The organism is Microcoleus sp. PH2017_35_SFW_U_B (assembly GCF_020737865.1).
GTDB lineage: Bacteria > Cyanobacteriota > Cyanobacteriia > Cyanobacteriales > Microcoleaceae > Microcoleus.
Genome location: NZ_JAEQDE010000059.1, coordinates 1 through 20,514, shown reverse-complemented (window position 1 = coordinate 20,514; position 20,514 = coordinate 1). Strand labels below are relative to the sequence as shown.

The 20,514-nt window shown below is 47.0% G+C and carries 14 protein-coding genes; 11 read left to right on the top strand and 3 right to left on the bottom strand.

Translation table 11 applies throughout. The features are described from left to right. Positions 1 to 18 precede the first annotated feature (18 nt). The 6 genes from JGK36_RS17320 (at position 19) to JGK36_RS17295 (ending at position 12,390) form a co-directional block, all read left to right on the top strand. Entirely contained in the window at positions 19 to 1,110 is a 1,092-nt protein-coding gene (locus JGK36_RS17320; RefSeq protein ID WP_293174422.1) for a hypothetical protein, read from the top strand. A 358-nt stretch (positions 1,111 to 1,468) separates the two neighbouring features. Beyond that, positions 1,469 to 3,328: a DUF3352 domain-containing protein gene (locus JGK36_RS17315; protein WP_293174419.1), complete on the top strand. Its 1,860-nt coding sequence runs from the start codon at positions 1,469 to 1,471 to the stop codon at positions 3,326 to 3,328. Positions 3,329 to 4,178: 850 nt separating this feature from the next. Further along, positions 4,179 to 8,591 (top strand): CHAT domain-containing protein, encoded by a 4,413-nt coding sequence (locus tag JGK36_RS17310; protein WP_293195633.1) that lies wholly within the window; start codon positions 4,179 to 4,181, stop codon positions 8,589 to 8,591. A 673-nt stretch (positions 8,592 to 9,264) separates the two neighbouring features. Then, a complete protein-coding gene (locus tag JGK36_RS17305) occupies positions 9,265 to 10,587 on the top strand; it encodes a 3-isopropylmalate dehydratase large subunit (RefSeq protein WP_293203568.1) in 1,323 nt (440 codons plus the stop codon). A gap of 488 nt (positions 10,588 to 11,075) precedes the next feature. After that, a complete protein-coding gene (gene aqpZ / locus JGK36_RS17300) occupies positions 11,076 to 11,774 on the top strand; it encodes an aquaporin Z (RefSeq protein WP_293195630.1) in 699 nt (232 codons plus the stop codon). Between the two features lie 127 nt (positions 11,775 to 11,901). Then, positions 11,902 to 12,390: a gluconokinase gene (locus JGK36_RS17295; RefSeq protein WP_293195627.1), complete on the top strand. Its 489-nt coding sequence runs from the start codon at positions 11,902 to 11,904 to the stop codon at positions 12,388 to 12,390. Positions 12,391 to 12,480: 90 nt separating this feature from the next. On the opposite strand, the gene JGK36_RS17290 is transcribed toward JGK36_RS17295, so the two are convergent. Then, on the bottom strand, positions 12,481 to 13,461 hold the full coding sequence (locus JGK36_RS17290; RefSeq protein WP_293193574.1) for a carbohydrate kinase: 981 nt from the start codon (positions 13,459 to 13,461) through the stop codon (positions 12,481 to 12,483). Between the two features lie 416 nt (positions 13,462 to 13,877). On the opposite strand from JGK36_RS17290, the gene JGK36_RS17285 reads away from it, so the two are divergent. The 5 genes from JGK36_RS17285 (at position 13,878) to JGK36_RS17265 (ending at position 18,108) form a co-directional block, all read left to right on the top strand. Further along, complete coding sequence (locus JGK36_RS17285; RefSeq protein ID WP_293149481.1) at positions 13,878 to 14,153, top strand: helix-turn-helix transcriptional regulator; 276 nt, start codon at positions 13,878 to 13,880, stop codon at positions 14,151 to 14,153. Positions 14,154 to 14,187: 34 nt separating this feature from the next. Further along, a complete protein-coding gene (locus JGK36_RS17280; RefSeq protein ID WP_293193580.1) occupies positions 14,188 to 14,466 on the top strand; it encodes a hypothetical protein in 279 nt (92 codons plus the stop codon). A gap of 185 nt (positions 14,467 to 14,651) precedes the next feature. Continuing rightward, positions 14,652 to 15,929 (top strand): histidine--tRNA ligase, encoded by a 1,278-nt coding sequence (gene hisS / locus JGK36_RS17275; protein ID WP_293195625.1) that lies wholly within the window; start codon positions 14,652 to 14,654, stop codon positions 15,927 to 15,929. A 159-nt stretch (positions 15,930 to 16,088) separates the two neighbouring features. Next, a complete protein-coding gene (locus JGK36_RS17270) occupies positions 16,089 to 16,859 on the top strand; it encodes a Uma2 family endonuclease (protein ID WP_293195622.1) in 771 nt (256 codons plus the stop codon). 118 nt (positions 16,860 to 16,977) lie between these two features. Next, the gene (locus tag JGK36_RS17265; protein WP_293195620.1) at positions 16,978 to 18,108 is read left to right on the top strand and encodes a DNA cytosine methyltransferase; all 1,131 of its coding nucleotides are present in this window, start codon (positions 16,978 to 16,980) and stop codon (positions 18,106 to 18,108) included. Positions 18,109 to 18,507: 399 nt separating this feature from the next. Here JGK36_RS17265 and JGK36_RS17260 read toward each other — a convergent pair whose 3' ends face one another. Both JGK36_RS17260 and aroF read right to left on the bottom strand, forming a co-directional pair. Continuing rightward, on the bottom strand, positions 18,508 to 19,068 hold the full coding sequence (locus JGK36_RS17260; RefSeq protein ID WP_293193578.1) for a Uma2 family endonuclease: 561 nt from the start codon (positions 19,066 to 19,068) through the stop codon (positions 18,508 to 18,510). Positions 19,069 to 19,248: 180 nt separating this feature from the next. Next, positions 19,249 to 20,310, bottom strand: a complete 1,062-nt coding sequence (gene aroF, locus JGK36_RS17255; RefSeq protein WP_293174394.1) for a 3-deoxy-7-phosphoheptulonate synthase — start codon at positions 20,308 to 20,310, stop codon at positions 19,249 to 19,251. Positions 20,311 to 20,514: the final 204 nt, after the last annotated feature.

Sequence of the window (20,514 nt, the reverse complement as noted above, 5' to 3'; positions counted from 1 at the left end):
TGCAACGCAGAACCAATTATGGATGAGATAGAGTACGCCAAACTGTGTCAAGAACTGGCGGCCATTCTGAATGAGTTTAATTTAGGTTGGGTAGTTGAACAAGTCGCCAATAGTGTAGAGATAGGTAAAGTAATTGAAGAGCGATCGCTCAAACGAAAGACACCGCTGCTCAAGATAGAAGATTATACCGCAAAAGAACAACTTTTGCTGTTAATTGCTGCTGTCGAACAAGCGACGGTGAACACTTCGGAAATGGAAGACGAGATTGCTTATTTCTTGAAAGTAGAATCGGAAACCTCTCCCCTCGGTACCAAAATTATCTTTGCCAATTCCGGCGCAAAAACAGCCCAAACCATCGAGTTTACGTCCACTTTAACAGCCCCACGCCACAAACAGGCGATCGCCCTCAAGCAATTACTCGAAAAACTGCCCTCTGAACCTAGCAACTACGCCATCAATTCTGAAATTAAGAGCAAGTTAAAAAGCTCGATCGATCCAGATTTCAACGGAGTGGCAGAACAAGCTAGAATTTTTGATGCTTACCTATTCACCATCCTGCTGAAAGCAGTTGCTAACGAAGGCGGCAACATCTATTATAACAATGTTTTAGACGACGAAACACCGAAATATTTAACGTTTAGAAAAACAGCCGGAAAAATCCACGGAACAGCACATCCATACACTCATGCTGTGGTGGAATTTCCCGACAAACCAGCCCTGGAAATTCACCTCGGAGTCAAAGTGCAAGGTAGAGCCGGAGTTCTGCACAACTGCAACGTTTTAATTCTGTACCAAAAAGAAGCGAATATCTGCCGTTTGCTCAACCGCGAACCCCGACACTCGCAAGTAATTTTAGCGGTGAAATCTGAACACTGCACCTCGGAACTTCAACTAGAAATGGCTGGTGCTTTTATCGGATTGGCGTCAGATATTCGCTACGAAGGTGGCAGCTATTTCATTTCTAATAGTTACTCGCAACCAGTGGCAAAATTACTGACTACTGCGCGCAAAAAATGGGAACACAATATCTTTCCTAGGGCCACAAACGATGTTCACAGGCTGATGTACTCATTTCAAACTATCTTTAAAGACTTTAAGGCTAGAAACTAAGATTGGGGAATAGGGCATAGGGCATGGGGCATAGGGCATGGGGCATGGGGCATAGGTAATTTGTTATTTGTTGTTTGTGATTATAAAAACTACTAACTGCTAACCGCTAACCGCTAACTATGCCGGGTACATCTGGTTTTTGAAGCCTGAAGAAGCATGACCGCATATAAGTTATTAGTTATAATCCCATATTCACGGAGGTCATGCGAGAGTCCCTACGAATATATTTGCCTTGCGCCAGATGCACCCACTATGCCCAATGCCCAATGCCCTGTTTGCCCTATGCCCTATTCCCAATTCCCCATGCCCAATCCCCAATATAATTTATGATGTTTCGAGTACCAGAACTTTACGAATAATGTTCAAGAAAGATAAATCTTCCCTGCTGTTTACGATCGGAGCCGCCACACTTCTGATCGGTTTAGGTATCCTCGCATACTCGATCGTCATTTCCCGAGGCCCCGCCAAAGATTTGCCAGCGGGAGCCGTCGTTGTTCCCCAAGATGCGATGATGGCTCTATCCATCACTACCGATGAATCGCAGTGGAATAGGCTGCGAGAATTTGGTACGCCGGAGTCAAAAGCTTCGTTTGAAAGGTTTTTAAGCGAATTGCGCGATCGCCTCCTGACAAGCAACGGTTACGCCTACCAGCAAGACATTCAGCCTTGGGTGGGTAACACGGTAATGGTGGCGTTTCTCCGCAACAAAACAGCGATACCAGTTCCCCCGCGCGCGCCCAACGCGCCCCCACCTCAGCCAATTCAGCAGTCAGTAGCAATTATCCTGCCCATCTCCAACCCGATTAAAGCCAAAGAATTATTAGCAAAACCCAGACCCCTCAACCAAGGAAAAATGGTTGAGCGCAATTACAAAGGAGTGCAAGTTACAGAAACTCAAGGTATACCCGATCGCAATTTCTCAGTCGCGGTACTCGGAACAAACTATCTAGCAGTCACCACAGATCCCACCGCCACAGACAGAATAATTGACACCTACAAAGGCGAACCATCCCTCGCAAAAACTCCTGGCTATGGAGACGCCATCCAACAAATTAAGGATGCCGGTGCCTTCGGTCAAATCTACGTGAATATGCCTGTTGCAGCAGCCTTTACAGCCGCCAATTCATCCCGCGAAATTTCGGTAGAGAACCTGGAAAAACTGCAACAAAATCAAGGATTTGCCACCACAGCGACGCTGGATGCAGACGGAATTGGATTCAAATCAATCTCTTGGCTAAAACCAGATTCTACCACTCGTATAGCAGTAGAAAATAATGCTCTCAAAATGGCTAACCGCCTGCCAAACAATACAATCATGATGGTATCCGGCGGGAACTTGCAGCGTTTGTGGCAAGACTACGTATTGGGATCTGATGCTAACCCGCTTGCACCGATTAATCCTCAAGTTTTGCGTACTGGTTTAAAATCGACTACTGGCCAGGATTTAGATAAAGATTTCATCAACTGGATGGCGGGAGAATTTTCTTTATCATTAATACCAGCCCCCGCGCAGAATCCGAAAGACAAATTTGCTGCTGGATTTGTATTTATGGTGGAAACAAACAACCGCGGCGCCGCTAACAAATCCCTGAAACAGCTTGATGAAATGATGAAAAATAAGCAGTATAGAGTTGAGGAAATTCAAGTTGGCGGTCAACCTGCGACTCAATGGAAATCGCCGTTTGGAGGGATTACTGTAACTCGCGGCTGGATGAAGGATGTGCTGTTTATCACAGTAGGAGCACCCGTGGTGGACGCGATCGTTCCGGCGCCGACAAGTCCGCTTTTAAGTAGCGAATTGTTCCAAAAAACTGTACGATCGCAACTTAAGCCTCACAACGGCAATTTTTTCATCGACACCGAGAGTGCGTTTAACCCGAAAAACCTGGCTTTGCCGGAGTTTCCTCCCAACCAAAAAATCTGGATAGATGCCACGCGGTCGATCGGCATTACAGCGGCCGTGATTGGCGATCGTACCACCCGCTACGACGCTTTTGTCGGTCTCAAAAAATCCGACCAATCGACTCCTTCACCAAAGCCCTCACCGAATCCATCTTCACCGAGTTCACCTTCACCGAGTTCATCGTCACCGAGTTCACCTTCACCGAGTTCACCTTCACCGAGTTCACCTTCACCGAGCTCACCTTCACCGAGTTCATCCTCACCAAGCCCTGATTCACCCAGTCCCTCGCCCACCGTCCAAACTTCACCGAATTAACTCTTAAATCCTGCCAAAAATCCGCTATGACAGCCCCTTAAACAGCAAAATGGCGATCGATTAAAACCGAAAAGCAGCAGATCGAAACCGACAATAGTGGATTTGATTTTAAGAGGAAAAGTGAGCCGGATTTAAGTTGTTTTACGTCACCAAACCTCACACCAAGAAACCGCCAAACCCGGTTTATAAAAAAAACCGGGTTGCAGCAAGCAAACTCTAAAAAATTGGCTTGTAGCCCAAGGAAGAAAGAAGAAGCAATAACATTCCGGGACACACACCAACCTTCAAACCTTAAGATGAGGTACGTTGTTGGGCTTCAGCCCTCTTAGTGGAACTGGTTATATAAGCTATGAGTCATACCTCATCTTTTTGAGAAAGGCTATACTTTTTCTTGTCATAATTTTCGTTACAGGCTATCGTGGAGATAGCTTTGTTGTTTTTGAACCGAGGAAAGCAAAGATGTTTGACCAGAAATTTTCCCGATCGCTCTTGGACGCAGAACCTAATTTTTAACCCCATCCTTCGTTGAAAGTCTTAATAAGAGTAAAAAAAAATCGGTTAATCGGCGTCGGAGTGGGTCTAAAATGCCGTTTTTTTGAGTGTATCATGTGGCAGATGTATAGTCTAGGTATTGCGAGTTATATTGAGAGTGTAAAGAAGATATAGCCTTTCTCAAAAAAATGAGGTATGACTGACAGCTTATATAACCGCTTAAACCAAGAGAGTCCAAGCCCAACAACGTCCGCGAATCTTTGTGATAGCCGCTATACGTTATTGTTGCGACCTATTAAAAATTAAACCCTTTAAAACTATGAAAAACCCCAAGAATCTTCAAATACCGGCTAAATTAATGTCAAGAAAAAGAATTGGCAAACTGGCACTTTATGTGCAAATAGTCTTGATAAATATTTACTTTTTGCAAGCAAAAGCCGAAGCTCAAATTGTGCCAGCGAACGATGGAACTGGCACTAAAGTCACTCCCACCCCAAGCGGAACTCCTACACCGCAAACTCGCTTCGACATTGAAGGCGGACAATTATCGAACGACAAACAAAATCTCTTCCACAGTTTTACACAATTCGGTTTGTCGCCAAATCAGATAGCCAACTTTATCTCAAATCCCAGCATTCGCAACATTTTAGGCCGCATCAATGGCGGTAGCCCTTCGATTATTAACGGCTCAATTCAATTAACCGGCGGTAATGCTAACTTGTTTCTGATGAATCCCTCGGGCATCATATTTGGCAACAGTGCCAGCTTAAATGTGCCGGCTTCTTTCACAGCAACCACGGCTACCGGTATTGGATTTGGTTCTAATTCGTTTAACGCGATCGGTACTAACACCTACACATCTCTGACGGGCACGCCCAATTCCTTTGCTTTTGGAGCCGATCGAGCTGGGGCAATTGTCAACACAGCCGACTTAGCAGTCAAGTCAGGGCAGAACTTAACTTTGCTCGGCGGCACCGTTGTCAGCACAGGCAATCTTTCGGCACCGGGCGGTAAAATTACCGTTGCGTCAGTCACCGGGACAAATTTAGTGCGCGTCAGTCAGGGAGATAGTTTGCTGAGTTTGGACATCCAGCCGTCGCCAGCGACAAGCAGCCCTGGAACAGCAGTCGCATCCTTGCCGGAACTGCTGACAGGGGTCGGTCAAACCAATGCTACAGGAATCAGCGTCAATGCAAGCGGTCAATTGGTACTTACAGCGTCTAACCGAGTAGTAGCTGCGGGGGATGTTGCAGTCAAAGGTGCCAGCGCTCGATCGCTCGAAATTCAAGCAGCCAAAACCCTTGCAGCCAGCGGCAACCTGACGAGTACACAAGGTGCGATCGTCCTACAAGCCAGCAGCGACATTAGCACTCTCGCCCTCAACTCCAACTCCACCACCGCAGCAGGTGGCAACATCACCGTCACCAGCCGTACAGGAAAAGTAGAGACCGGCAATATCAACGCAGGCTCGATCGACAAAACCAGCAACGCCGGAGACGTTAGTATTGCAGCCTCAAGCAGCATTCAAACAGGCTTCATAGACGCCAACTCCGAAGAAAAAAAAGGCGGCCAAGTCACCCTCAAGGCCAGCAATGACATTGAAGTAACCCGTATCAACACCCAAGGGCGAACAGCCGGAGGAAATATTAACATTTCAGCCGGCCGTTATTTCCGAGCTACAGGTACTTTTACCTGCTTGGCGCAAGCTTGTAGCATTGCCGCGGCCGCGACTGGTAGCGCGAATGGTGGAGATATCACCATTAGCCACGGTGGTCAAGCCTCAAACACTATTTTCGGCGTCGGGCCCAACTATAACAGCTTGAACGGTACTGCTGGCAGCATTGCCACTGGGAGCGACAAGAAGGAAAATGTTATTGCATCCGGAAGTTTTCCCAGCTCAAAGACTCAGATCGTACAGCCGACGCAAATTAATATCACAACTTCTTCAACCTCGCCGACGCCGACTCCGGCACCGACGCCGACGCCGACTCCTGCACCGACTCCTGCACCGACTCCTGCACCGACTCCCGAACCAACTCCGGCGCCAACTCCTGCACCGACTCCTGCACCGACTCCTGCACCGACGCCCGCACCGACTCCTGCACCGACTCCTGCACCGACTCCCGAACCAACTCCGGCGCCAACCCCTGCACCGACTCCTGCACCGACTCCCGAACCAACTCCGGCACCAGCACCTGCACCGACGCCCGCACCGACTCCGGCACCGACACCCGCACCGACTCCGGCACCGACACCCAACCCTCCGCCAGCACCCAGGCGAACTCCTGCACCCGCACCGACACCCGCACCAGTACCCGCGCCAGCACCTGCACCGACACCCGCACCTGCACCAGCACCTGCGCCAGCACCTGCGCCCGCACCCGCACCCGCACCTGCGCCGACACCCGCGCCAGCACCAGCACCTGCGCCAGCAACCGCACCTGCACCTGGGCAGACAATTACTGAACCCAGCGTACCAGTATCAAATTTGTCACCAGCACCAACGATTACTCAAAATCCAGCGCCGATATCAAATTTGTCACCAGCACCAACGATTACTCAAAATCCAGCGCCGAACTCGAATTTGTCACCAGCGCCAACAATTACTCAAAATCCAGCGCCGAACTCGAATTTGTCACCAGCACCAACAATTACTCAAAATCCAGCGCCGAACTCGAATTTGTCACCAGCGCCGACAATTACTCAAAATCCATCGCCAACAATTACTCAAAATCCAGCGCCGATATCGAATTTGTCACCAGCGCCGACAATTACTCAAAATCCAGCGCCGATATCAAATTTGTCACCAGCGCCGACAATTACTCAAAATCCATCGCCGACAATTACTCAAAATCCAGCGCCGATATCAAATTTGTCACCAGCACCAACGATTACTCAAAATCCAGCGCCGATATCGAATTTGTCACCAGCACCAACGATTACTCAAAATCCAGCGCCGAACTCGAATTTGTCACCAGCACCAACGATTACTCAAAATCCAGCGCCGATATCGAATTTGTCACCAGCGCCGACAATTACTCAAAATCCAGCGCCGAACTCGAATTTGTCACCAGCACCAACGATTACTCAAAATCCAGCGCCGATATCAAATTTGTCACCAGCGCCGACAATTACTCAAAATCCAGCGCCGAACTCGAATTTGTCACCAGCGCCGACAATTACTCAAAATCCAGCACCGATATCAAATTTGTCACCAGCACCAACGATTACTCAAAATCCAGCGCCGATATCGAATTTGTCACCAGCGCCGACAATTACTCAAATTCTCCCTGCTCCCGCACCAATCAATCTCGCGCCCATACCGACACCGGAACTCGCTCCTGCGCTCTCCAGCAACGGGCTTCCCAGGACAAATCCTTTATTTTCTGCCAGCTTGCAACAGCAAAACCAGATATCTAGTTCATTGCAACAGCCTAATTCACGTCGCGAAACCTCGAATATTATTGACGTTTCCAGCTTGCCAGTTAACCCCAGCGCCATTATTTTTCCGGTAGAAAACAGATTTACCAGGGAGTTTGTCGATTACCTGAATTTGCCACAAACAAATAAACGCGCCACGCTAGAAAATGCTCAAAATACTCTTCGCAGCGTCGCACAAGCCACAGGTATCAAACCAGCTCTCGTATATATGAGCTTTGTACCCAATGGTTCTACATTCGATCGACCTTACAACAGTTCGCCGCTGTTGCGCGTAGAACAGCAAATTAAAAGCTCTGACGAACTCGAAGTAATGGTAATCGCCCCCGATAGCGCGCCCTTTCGCGTGCGGATCGCTGGAACCTCTCGCGCCGAGGTAATGGAAACTATTCGGAAATTTCGCAACGAACTGACTAATCCGGTAAAGCGCAATACTAAAACTTATTTACCCTTCGCTCAGCAGCTTTACCAGTGGATGATAGCGCCGATCGAGGCAGAGTTACAAGCCAAAGGTATTCAGAATTTATCTTTTATTGCGGATATGGGGTTGCGATCGATACCGATGGCGGCGCTACATGACGGGAAAGGCTTTCTGATAGAGCGTTACAGCGTCGGCTCAATGCCGAGTCTGAGTTTGACAGATACCAGCACCACTAAGTTGCCAAATACACAAGTTCTGGCAATGGGTGCGTCACAATTTCCCAATATGAGTCCTTTACCTGCGGTGGAAATAGAAGTTTCGACAATTATCCCGCAGGAGTCGCCCAGTAAGTCTTTCTTGAACCAAGCTTTCACTCTGGCAAATTTGAAATCGCAGCGCCAGCAGTACCCTTTTGGGAGAATTCACTTGGCTACTCACGCCGAATTTCGATCGGGAAACCCCAGCGAATCGTTTATTCAGTTGTGGGATACTAAATTGCGTTTGAATCAGTTGCGGGACATGGGATGGGGCAGTCCGCAGGTTGATATGTTGGTTTTGAGTGCTTGCAGGACTGCTGTGGGCGATCGAGAATCCGAGTTGGGCTTTGGCGGGTTAGCCGTGCAAGCAGGGGTTAAATCGGCTCTAGCGACTCTCTGGTATGTCAGCGACGAGGGCAGTTTGGGATTGATGGCGGACTTTTACGGCCAGTTGAAAACTGCTCCGATGAAGGCTGAGGCCTTGCGGCAAGCGCAATTAGAAATGTTGCGCCAACAGGTGCGGATTGAAGGGGGAATATTGCGGACTTCTGTGGGTAATGTGCAGCTACCTCCGGAAATGACAAAGACAGGGACTCGGAATTTTTCTCATCCCTACTATTGGGCGGCTTTTAGAATGATTGGCAATCCTTGGTAATGAGATTTGTTTTATAGGTACGTAGTTGGGCTTGAGCCTCCTTTATCTACACGTCTCAAGAGCAATAATGATTGGCAATCAGATTTGTTTTATAGGTACGTAGTTGGGCTTGAGCCTCCTTTATCTACACATCTAAAGAGCAATAATGATTGGCAATCAGAGACGAATGTTAGATTAGCAGCTTGAACTGGCGGTGCTAACAGGATCGGCAGAGTGCCGATCGCAATTCCCGCAGCGGATGTTTTGGGCGATCGGGTGGTTTTGGCGATCGGTATGAATTCCGGCAGGCGATCGGCGCTATGCTACACTTTGAAATGTTGAACTTTTTCGCAATTCATCGTAATTTCTCCTGGCGACCTGTACGCAAAATATTACAAAGTTTTGGTCGTACCCAAACTGAATATTTAAATTAGGTCGATGTCCAATATAATTTACCTTTTAATAATTAACTCGAATTATTTAACAACACATAACATTACGCATAATTTCGTAAGGTGGGGATTGCTCGCCCTACAATTTGTATTAGATGCAATAGAAAACTGCGATCGAACTGGACGCTTCTCTCAAGTTGGAAGTACATCCGAGACATCTTCCTGCGTCAGTATCCTCGGTAACAGGGAATGTTTCGCTTACAATACACTTGTAGCATCTCACGAAAAAGAGCGATCGCACTATGGGAATGACCATCACCGAAAAAATCTTGGCCAAAGCATCGGGCCGCACCAAAGTCGAGCCCGGAGACAACATCTGGGTAGAAACAGACGTATTGATGACCCACGATGTCTGCGGGCCGGGCACCATTGGCGTATTCAAAAAGGAATTCGGCGATAATGCTAAAGTCTGGAATCCCGACAAAATCGTCTTAATTCCCGACCACTACATTTTCACTAACGATGAACGCGCTAACCGCAACGTCGATATTCTCCGCGATTTTGCCGCAGAACAAGGGATAAAATACTTTTACGACATCACGGATCGATCGAACTTCAAAGCTAACCCCGACTATAAAGGAGTTTGCCACATCGCCCTCGCCCAAGAAGGCCACACGCGCCCGGGCGAAGTGCTTTTCGGTACAGATTCCCACACTTGCAATGCCGGTGCTTTCGGACAATTTGCCACCGGTATCGGCAATACCGACGCGGCTTTTATCATGGGAACCGGCAAATTGCTGATTAAAGTGCCGGCGACGATGCGGTTTGTGCTCAACGGCGAATTGCCAGATTATTTGTTAGCAAAAGATTTGATTTTACAAATTATAGGCGATATCAGCGTTGCCGGTGCTAACTATCGATCGATGGAATTTGCGGGCGATACAGTGGAACGTTTGACGATGGAAGAACGGATGACGCTGTGCAATATGGTGATTGAAGCTGGTGGCAAAAATGGCACGGTGGCTGCGGACAAAACCACGTTTGATTACGTTAATCCTCGCACTAATGTGCCGTTTGAGGCATTTTACAGCGATGAGGGCGCTCAGTTTTATAGCGATCGCACCTACGATGTCAGCAAATTAGAACCAGTCGTCGCCAAACCGCACTCCCCCGACAACCGCGACTTGGCCCGCAATTGCAGCGATGTCAAGATCGATCGAGTTTACATCGGTTCCTGCACGGGCGGCAAAACCTCCGACTTTTTGAGTGCCGCCCGCATTCTCAAAGGAAATCAAGTCAAAGTTCCGACGTATTTAGTACCGGCAACTCAGAAAGTTTACGAAGATTTATTTGTCACCAAATACGACGGTCAAACGCTTTCGGAAATCTTCTTAGCAGCCGGCTGCATCGAACCAGCCGCACCTTCTTGCGCCGCTTGTTTGGGCGGGCCAAAAGATACTTTCGGGCGGATGAACGAACCGGAAATTTGCGTGTCTACAACTAACCGCAACTTCCCCGGCCGGATGGGGAACAAAGAAGCACAAGTTTATCTAGCTTCGCCTTACACGGCGGCGGCTTCGGCGCTGACTGGACACGTCACAGATCCGCGCGAATTCCTGCGTTAGAAAGTAGTTTGTGTGTGGTGTGCCACAACCCCAGAAGGTGCTTGTGGTATACCCTACGGGATGAATTTAAGCCTGTTGGCGCGGATGTTTTAGCTGTAAGTGCGATCGGCTTGCACAGCAACAATCAGTAAAATCGCGATCGCAAACTTAGGCAATAACCCAAGTAAATTATTCTGAATTGAATAACTACTAGATGCACAATTTATACAAAAAATCTAAGTGTTGACAATTAAATCGCACAATTGATACAAAAAATCAGCTAAGTGTTGACATTCTTTGCATAAGGTAGTAAATTTGAGCAGACTTTATTGATTTCAAATTCCGCAATCTCAGTTAAATCTATACAATTTCTAGAAATTAGAGTTAGACATTGCTAAAGGTTTCTATTAGTATGATTGCGCTGGTGGAAACAATTTGTAACTCTAACTTTTAGACTTGCAGGTTAGTCAGGGTGCATAATTAACCCTAAAACTTTAGAGAGTGTGAGCATGAACAAAAAGATAAAAATTGGAGTTGCTGAAGCTTTAGGCACTTTTGTGCTGGTATTAGGTGGATGCGGCAGTGCAGTTTTAGCTGGAGACAAAATCGGCTTTTTGGGAGTGTCGATCGCCTTTGGCTTGTCCCTCTTAGTCATGGCTTATACGATCGGGCCTATCTCTGGATGCCACATCAATCCAGCGGTAAGCATCGGCTTAGTAGTTGCTAAACTGATCGATGCTGTTTTGCTTCCTTATTATATAGGAGGTCAGATTGTCGGCGGAATTTTAGGCGGTCTTGTTTTGTATCTGATAGCATCAGGAAAACCTGGTTTTGATGCGGCGGCTTCGGGATTTGCGTCTAACGGTTTTGGAGAACATTCTCCCACGGGTTACGGACTTTTGGCAGCAGCTTTGACGGAAATTGTACTGACGGCTTTTCTATTATTTACCATCATGGGTACTACCCATCCCAAATATCCTGTCGGTTTGGGCGGAATTCCGATCGGCTTGATGTTGGTGTTGATTCACTTAGTCGGAATTCCCATCACCAATACTTCCGTCAACCCGGCTAGAAGTATTGGTGTGGCACTCTTTCAAGGAACATGGGCAATCCAACAGTTGTGGGCGTTTATTGTATTCCCGGTGATTGGTGGAATTATCGGTGTTTTGGCTTATAATTTCATTAGACCGACTATGGAAGAAATTTGATCTAGAATTAGAAATAGACTGGGTTTCTTGAAGTTTTTCTGGTGCAGGAGCGATCGGAAAACTTGAGAAACTCGGTTTGTCGATCGCACAACTCGATCGAATCCTAAGTATTCGGTAAAGGGGCGCGATGATTATTATGGTGATGGGAGTCTCCGGTTCGGGTAAAACTACTGTTGGCAAGTTGCTAGCGGAATCTCTCAATTGGGATTTTAGCGATGCCGACGATTTTCACCCGCCAGGAAACATAGAAAAAATGAGTCGGGGCATTCCTTTAGAAGATGCCGATCGCCTGCCTTGGCTGTTGCACTTGCAAGGTACAATAGACAGGTGGCTGTTGGAAAATAAAAATGTCGTGTTAGCTTGTTCTGGCCTCAAAGCATCTTACCGCGAAATGCTGTTTCGAGACAAGCAGCGAATGAAAATAGTTTATCTCAAAGGTGATTTTGAGCTATTCGCAGCCCGGTTAAAAACTCGCGAAAATCACTACATGAAAGCAGACTTGCTGTCAAGTCAGTTCGCTACTCTCGAAGAACCTGAAAATGCAATTATTATAGATGCTTCGCAGCCGTTAGAGGTAATTGTCCGCCAAATTATAAATTATTTGATGTGCGGTTAATCTCAAAATAAAACAGGTTCGTAGTGAGGACTTTAGTCCTTCTTTCGGAGGACTAAAGTCCTCACTACGAACCTATAGAGGTTTGGTGTGCTAATTTTTGTTGTACAAATACAAGAAAGCTTCTACTTCAGCCGCAGTTGGTTGTGCTGCAATGGCCCCAGGCTTCATCGCCGTCATCGCACCCACGGCACTGGCATAGGTTACAATGTTTTGGGCAATTTCTGGATCTGCTAAATTCTTAATTCCATACTTGCACAACTGCCGCACAAAACCAGCAACAAACCCGTCGCCGGCACCTGTTGTATCCTCAACATCTACTGCAAAAGCGGGGATTTTTCCTTCATTTTGCGAGAGACAATAGCCGCAACCTTTATCGCCCGCCGTCACCAAAACGCCTTCTACAGAATCGAGACGGTAGGTAATAGCTCCAGCGTCGCTAGTTCCAAACAACCATTCGGCTTCGTCGTCAGATAACTTAAGAAAATCTACTTTTTTTAATAGTTGTATGATGGGCGCTTTTGCTTCGTCTGGATTTGGCCAAAATACCGGACGCCAATTGATGTCAAGTATAATTTTAACGTCGTAACGTTCTGCTAGTTCGATCGCTCTGGCGATCGCCTCTCGACTTTCAGGGTAAGCTAATTCTAAAGTGCCGAGCACTAAAAACTCCGCATTTTCAAACAGCGCCTCGGGTATTTGGGCAGCCTGGAAGCGGGTGTCGGCAAAATCCGCAGTATCCATTTTACCAAAACCGGCAAAAGATCGATCGCCCGCTTCATTCCGCAAGACATAAACTTGCCGCGTCGGCGCACTCGGATGGCGTTGCACTCCAGCGATATCAACCCCTGATTCTTGCAATACCTGCACCAGAGACTCCCCCAATTCATCCCCACCTACAGCACCGATAAATCCCACCGCCGTCCCCAATTTAGCTAAAGCACAGGCAACATTAGCAGGAGCACCGCCAGCATATGCCGTCCAAGATTCTACCTCTTCTAGAGATACTCCTGGTTTGTCTGCTAAACAATCAAATAAAATTTCACCCAGACACAAAACGCGAGGATAAGTCATATTGATTTTAGATTTTAGATTTTAGATTTTAGATTTTAGACTAGCACCAGACTGGTCAATAATTATCTCTACCTAGATTCCCAGTAGGGAAAATTGCCAGCTATTTTGTAATAGCTGCTCCTATAATATCAGACTTACTGATAGTGGCAGTTACCCGCTCAACGCACAAGTACAGCGCGGGCGTATCAGTAGTTTGACGTGCCAACATCTGCGGTTTTTTGGGCGCGGATTTCCAGTGCGCGCAGGTAAATCTAGCATCCGCTACCCCACGTGCAAGGCTGGGTTTACACATCTTGCTGCGATTCTGCAAGCGAGTTGGTGATCCCGTGCCCGGGCCAATTTAATTTTCTCTTCATACTAGATCCCTCATCCTCTAGAATTGTATATAGGTAAATATGCACACATAGGAAAAATTTATGAACGGGAGCGTCTCTGGCACCCCTGTCACCCTGTCGGACAGAGAATTGCAAGTGGTAGAGTTAGTAGCGGCGGGATTGACCAATGAGAAAATTGCTGAGAAGTTAGAGATTAGCAAGCGTACTGTTGACAACCACATTAGCAATATCTTGAACAAGACGCCCGCTGACAATCGAGTTTCGCTGGTGCGCTGGGCTTTGCAGTGGGGGAAGGTATGTATGGAGAATATTAACTGCTGCCCTCTACCGGGGCCGATCGATAAAGAAGTATCTTAAATAGGGGTTATGGTTGGGGACAGGCAAAGAAATGATGCAAACGGCACAAGAAAAACAACTCCGCTATCAAATTCAATGCCCGGGATTGCCGCTGGCGGTGTATCGCGAAGTGGCAGCCCATTTGCGTCAAGTTGAAGGGGTGGAAACCGGTTTGATTCCGCAGCAGTCGCAGCGGTTTGATTACAGCGACAGCCAAGTTGGGGGTTTGTGGATACAGTATCCTGATGGGTTCGATTTGGCCTGCCGCGAGCGGGTCGATCGCATTTTGGCTTATTATGGCGATCGCTACGGAGCTTGGGAATTATTAAGTTAGTAGTTATTAGTTATTAGTTATTTGTTATTGGTTATTTGTTATTGGTTGTTTGTCATTCGAGCCAAATAGCAATTAATACGAAGTCACAAATAAAAATCACCAGCTCAAAAATGACGAGTAACAAATAACAAATAACAACCAACAACCAACAACTGACAACTGCCAACTGACAACTGACTAAAAAAATGAGTGCAATTAAAACTTTACCGGGAACGCGGGATATTTTGCCCGCTGAAATTCAATATTGGCAAAATATAGAAGAAGTCGCTAGAAATATCTTAAAAAAAGCGGCTTATCGAGAAATTCGGACGCCAATTTTTGAACAAACATCTTTATTTGAACGCGGCATCGGCGAAGCTACCGATGTTGTGGGCAAAGAAATGTACACTTTTAAAGATAAGGGCGATCGATCGACTACTTTGCGCCCAGAAGGCACCGCCGGAGTCGTGCGAGCATTTATTGAAAACAGTTTGTACGCGGCGGGAGACGTGCAGCGTCTGTGGTATACTGGGCCGATGTTTCGCTACGAACGCACCCAAGCAGGCAGACAGCGACAGTTCACTCAAATTGGCGTGGAAGTATTGGGGAGTGCAGATCCCCGTGCAGATGTCGAGGTAATTGCGATCGCCTGTGATATCCTGCAAGCGATCGGCTTAAAAAATTTGCGCCTCGATATCAATTCTGTCGGAAATAAGCAAGACAGACAAAATTATCGGCAAGCGTTGATTGATTATTTTACACCGTACAAAGACGAATTAGATGCGGATTCCCAAGATCGCTTGACTCGCAATCCGCTGCGGATTTTGGACAGCAAAAATCAGCGCACTCAAGAAATTGTTGCTGGTGCGCCGAGCATTTTGGAATATTTGGGTGAGGAATCGCGAGATCACTTTGAGCAAGTGCAGCAAATGCTCGCAAGTTTAGGAATTAGCTATCAGTTAAATCCGAGATTGGTGCGCGGTTTAGATTACTATACCTACACCGCTTTTGAAATTATCTCCGAGGATTTGGGAGCGCAAGCCACAGTTTGCGGGGGCGGCCGCTACGACGGTTTAGTCAAGGAATTGGGCGGCCCGGATACGGCGGCAGTCGGTTGGGCTATGGGTGTTGAGCGGTTGATTATCCTGCTGCAAAAGTTGCAACCTTTGCCAGTTCCACAATTGGATTTCTATTTGGTATCCAGGGGCGATCGAGCCGAACAGCAATCGGTATTGTTGGCTCAAAAATTGCGGAGTGCGGGCTTTAGTGTCGAGATTGATTTGAGCGGCAGTGCTTTCGGGAAACAGTTCAAAAGAGCTGACAGAAGTGGTGCAGTTGCGTGTTTGGTTTTGGGGGATGCGGAAGCTGAAAGCGAGACTGTACAATTGAAGTGGTTGGCGAGTGGCGAACAAAGTGCGATCGCCCAATCGGAACTGCTAGCCATGACAGATGAGCTAAAACAGAGGATAATGGCTGCATATTAAGTCCGGCAGGGAATGAATTCCCTGCCTCAAAGCTAAAGTCCTCTGAAGAGGACTAATTATTTTAACAATCTTCTTCTCAGTCCTCTTAAGAGGACTTTAGCTATTAGCCAGGGGTTTCAACCCCTGGCGGATCGATAAAACTACTAACTCTGATAAACTATGTTTGTAGCAACTAAAAACTCAGCCACCAAGCTCACAATCACCTGGCCGCTACTACCAGAAGATTTCCAACTACCAGATGACCCCGTGGAAGATGAAAGCCAACCATTGTTAGCCGCAGCTTTACGCCAGCCCCTAACAGAATTTCCCGAATTAATCCAGGATGCTTTAATAGTTTCCAACTTTGCCCTTTGTGCCGGCATAAGTTTCCCAGAAGCAGCCACCGACGAACAGCGAACTATTTGCAAAGCACCTGATTGGATGTACGTGAAACCCGTTAATTCCCCAAATGTCTCGCAAATCCGCCGCAGTTACACGCCACATACAGAAGGCACAATTCCCCAAATTGTGATGGAATTTCTCTCGGAAACCTACGGAGAAGAATACTCTGTTGAATTTACCTCACGGGTGGGAAAGTGGTTTTTTTACGAACAAGTAATCAAAGTCCCTAGATACGTCATATTCCGAGCAAAAACAGCTCGTTTAGAAGTTTATGCTTTGGAATCAGAGCACTACAACTTGCAAAAAACGGATGAAAACGGGCGTTATTGGATACCGGGATTAGACTTGTTTTTAGGAGTTTGGGAAGGAACCCACGAAGGCAGAACAGGCTGTTGGCTGAGATGGTGGAATCCTGAAGGCGAGTTATTGCTGTGGTCGGAAGAACGAACTGAACAAGAACGGCAACGGGCCGATCGCGAAAGTCTCCGCGCTGAAAGATTGGCCGAAAAATTGCGTCAAGCTGGGATCACATTAGATGACGAAGATTGACAATTTAAAGGCGATCGAGTCTTAGTACCTTTTGCACAGCACACCTGACAACTATTTGGTATAATCAGACTCTGGTGTTGCGGGCATTCAGCCGGCTATTGTCCCACTGCGAACTAATATGTCACTCGAACGCCTCAAAGACGTAACCTGGAAAACCAAACCGCAACTGATATCCTTGTTTTCCGGTTGCGGCGGTATGGATTTGCCGTTCCACAAAGCTGGGTTTGATGTAGTTTGGGCGATCGACTCCAATCAATACGCCTGCAAAACTTTCAGCAAAAACATTGCCGCTGTCATAGTCAACGACAGCATAGAAAACATAGACATTGCACAACTTCCCGAAGCAGAAATATGTATAGGAGGCTTCCCCTGTCAAGATTTCTCCCTAATTTGGAAGCGCCCCGGACTTGAAGGAACCCGAGGCAATTTATATACATACTTCCTCGATTTTGTCAACAAGAAAAAGCCCAAAGCTTTTGTCGCGGAAAATGTCAAAGGTTTATTAAGCGCCAATAATTACCAAGCAATCAAACAAATAATTTCCGACTTTGAAAGCATTGCACCGGGTTATTTAGTCAAACCTAAACTTTACAACTTTGCCGATTACGGAGTTCCGCAATTTCGGCAAAGAGTCTTGTTAGTTGGCATTCGGATGGATACAGGATTTGATTTCGTGCATCCTCAAGCACAATACGGGCCCAATCGCCAAAATGCTTATCGCACAGCGGGCGAAGCACTCAAGGATGTCGAGCAAGTTGTGGAAAATAACCAAAATCATCAAATTCGCGATCGCACCGTTGAAATTTTGAATCGAATCAAAGCCGGAGGAAATTTTTCAGATATTCCCAAAGATAGTCCCTACTATGTAAAAGGCATGATCAGCCACGTTTATCGGCGAATTCATCCCGATAAACCATCATCTACAATCATTGCTGGCGGAGGCGGCGGAACCTGGGGTTATCATTATCCAGAACCGCGTGCACTGACAAATCGGGAGAGGGCGAGACTGCAAACTTTTCCCGATGATTTTGTATTTGAAGGTTCTGTTACCGAAGTGCGCCGACAGATTGGGAATGCTGTACCGCCACAGGGAATCGCTGCGGTTGTTCAGTCTCTGATTCCACTATTTCAGGGCGATTATCCGAAAGTGGATTTATATAAAATGAGTGAAAAATTGCAGGCTATGTCAATTCAAGAACGATTGAAACACGCAGAATTAGAGGTGTCTGAGCAAAGTTTGGAGTTATAGCGGTTCTCAAAAAAAGTGAGGTACGTTGTTGGGCTTTAGCCCTCTGATATCTATTGCATATTAAGCAACGTCGTAAAAGTGAGGTACGTTGTTGGGCTTTAGCCCTCTGATATCTATTACATATTAAGCAACGTCGTAAAAGTGAGGTACGTTGTTGGGCTTTAGCCCTCTGATATCTATTACATATTAAGCAACGTCGCATCAAAAACTCCATTTACAGTCATACCTCATCTTTCTGATAAATGCTATAATTTGTGAAAATAGGAAGAATAAAGGCGCGATCGCCAAAATCAAGCAGAATGCGAAGCCGAAAAAGCTTGGCTGGCTGACAAAGGTCGAGAACTCGAACAAGTACAGAGTCAAATTGAGACTATTTTGAATCAGAGCGATCGCACTTAATCAATCAATCAATTCCGCTTCTTCAAAAATCTGCCGAGTTGTTAACTCAAAACCAGGCAGCAACTCATCCACAATCGGTGTATTATCCGTATAAATTTGACTCGAACCATCGGGGAAAAAGCTTCTGATTAAAATAGCTTCTGGATCGATTACCCAAACTCGCGTCACACCCGCCGCCAAATAATCTTTCGCCTTCTCTTCAAATTCCTTCATACTTTGATCGGGAGAGATAATCTCAATCACCAGTTCAGGAATTGCGGGACAAGCTTGATTCCGTCGCCAACTTTTCGGCAGACGCGCATAAGAAATGTACGTCAAATCGGGAACCGGTGCCCAATCTTTAGCCTGACGTTTTAACAAAATCGCCCATTCTGGAAGCACTCGCCCCCTTCCTCTACACCATGCACGAATTAGGAGACACAAAGCTCCCTGTAAACTGGAATGAAAAAATTTTGGAGACACTTTAGGAACTGCTTCACCATCTACAAACTCATAACATACATCTCCGTCGGGCAAAGCTAGAAATTCTGCTAAAGTGAGTTTGGTTCCGATGCCTACCATGACTCCTAGCCCTCTCGCTAATTAATTGATATGTCTATTATACAAAATTTACCAACATTCCTAGAAGTGCGATCGCCCCTCGGACTCTATTCCAAAAACAGCATAAAAATATCCCCGACTTCTTAAAGAAATCGGGGATTTAACCGCGATCGCATTTTAGCTTAGGCGTTTCACCTGTTTCTATGCCAAAACTGGCACGGGTTGTGGCCAACGTTTCATGACTTTACCAATTACAGCCAATTCTTCCATCAACTTGTCGAACTGATCCGGTGTTAACGATTGCGGCCCGTCAGACAAGGCTTTTTTCGGATTCGGGTGCACTTCTATCATCAGCGAATCTGTACCGGAGGCGATCGAAGCAAACGCCATTGAAGGTACAAACTGCGCCCAACCAGTCCCGTGACTGGGGTCAACCATAACAGGTAAGTGAGTCAAGGTTCGCAGCACAGGAACCGCCGACAAATCCAGCGTATTCCGCGTATACTGCCTGTCATAGCCGCGAATTCCGCGCTCGCACAAAATCACGTTGGGATTGCCCGCAGCCATGATATACTCGGCAGCCATCAACCATTCTTCAATGGTGGCGGAAATGCCGCGCTTCAGCAAAATTGGTTTGTCTTGAGCTCCGACTTTCTTCAACAGTGAGAAATTCTGCATATTTCTCGCGCCGACTTGTACCACGTCAGCTACTTCTACGATCGCACTTAAGTCGGCCGCATCCATAACTTCGGTGATAATTCCCAAGCCGCTAGCTTCCCGGGCCGCAGCTAGCAATCCCAAAGCACTCTCGCCGTGGCCTTGGAAAGCGTAGGGAGAGGTTCTCGGTTTGTAGGCTCCACCGCGCAAAAATTGAGCGCCAGCAGCTTTGACGCGCATTGCCGTTTCGACAATCATTTCTTCGTTTTCGACCGAGCAAGGGCCTGCTACGACTGCGATCGGGTGATTTAAGCCAATCGTCACAGTTCCCAAAGGAGTAGCAACTTCTACGGCGCTGGGTTCACCTTGGCGGTATTCCAGAGAAGCGCGTTTGTAGGGTTTTTCGACGCGCAGCACTTCTTCAATCCAGGTGCTCATTTCCCGCAGTTGCATCGGTTCGAGCTCAACGGTGTCGCCGACTAAACCCATGACGGTTTTGTAACGCCCGACGATTTTTTCTGGTGTCAAACCCCAGCTAGTGCGGAGTTCTTCGTCTAGGCGATCGATCTCGGCCGCTGGAGTGCCGGCTTTCATGACAATAATCATATTTTTTTCCCTTGGTCTGTTGCGCTAAGACACGAATTATGACACGGATTTAGTGATAAAAATAGATGGAATTGCGATCGACTGGTTTGTCGTAAGGACTTTTTTGGACTCAGCGCGAGAGACTCAGAAACCGGGTTTCTGCGTAAAATCTCGTGAAAATACGTCAATTGCCATAGAAACCCGGTTTCTCGGACTCAGCGCGAG

Coding starts and splice junctions, on each gene's coding strand:
- JGK36_RS17320 (WP_293174422.1), top strand. CDS start 19: ATGGATGAGATAGAGTACGCCAAACTGTGTCAAGAACTGGCGGCCATT.
- JGK36_RS17315 (WP_293174419.1), top strand. CDS start 1,469: ATGTTCAAGAAAGATAAATCTTCCCTGCTGTTTACGATCGGAGCCGCC.
- JGK36_RS17310 (WP_293195633.1), top strand. CDS start 4,179: ATGTCAAGAAAAAGAATTGGCAAACTGGCACTTTATGTGCAAATAGTC.
- JGK36_RS17305 (WP_293203568.1), top strand. CDS start 9,265: ATGGGAATGACCATCACCGAAAAAATCTTGGCCAAAGCATCGGGCCGC.
- aqpZ (WP_293195630.1), top strand. CDS start 11,076: ATGAACAAAAAGATAAAAATTGGAGTTGCTGAAGCTTTAGGCACTTTT.
- JGK36_RS17295 (WP_293195627.1), top strand. CDS start 11,902: ATGATTATTATGGTGATGGGAGTCTCCGGTTCGGGTAAAACTACTGTT.
- JGK36_RS17290 (WP_293193574.1), bottom strand. CDS start 13,461: ATGACTTATCCTCGCGTTTTGTGTCTGGGTGAAATTTTATTTGATTGT.
- JGK36_RS17285 (WP_293149481.1), top strand. CDS start 13,878: ATGAACGGGAGCGTCTCTGGCACCCCTGTCACCCTGTCGGACAGAGAA.
- JGK36_RS17280 (WP_293193580.1), top strand. CDS start 14,188: ATGCAAACGGCACAAGAAAAACAACTCCGCTATCAAATTCAATGCCCG.
- hisS (WP_293195625.1), top strand. CDS start 14,652: ATGAGTGCAATTAAAACTTTACCGGGAACGCGGGATATTTTGCCCGCT.
- JGK36_RS17270 (WP_293195622.1), top strand. CDS start 16,089: ATGTTTGTAGCAACTAAAAACTCAGCCACCAAGCTCACAATCACCTGG.
- JGK36_RS17265 (WP_293195620.1), top strand. CDS start 16,978: ATGTCACTCGAACGCCTCAAAGACGTAACCTGGAAAACCAAACCGCAA.
- JGK36_RS17260 (WP_293193578.1), bottom strand. CDS start 19,068: ATGGTAGGCATCGGAACCAAACTCACTTTAGCAGAATTTCTAGCTTTG.
- aroF (WP_293174394.1), bottom strand. CDS start 20,310: ATGATTATTGTCATGAAAGCCGGCACTCCAGCGGCCGAGATCGATCGC.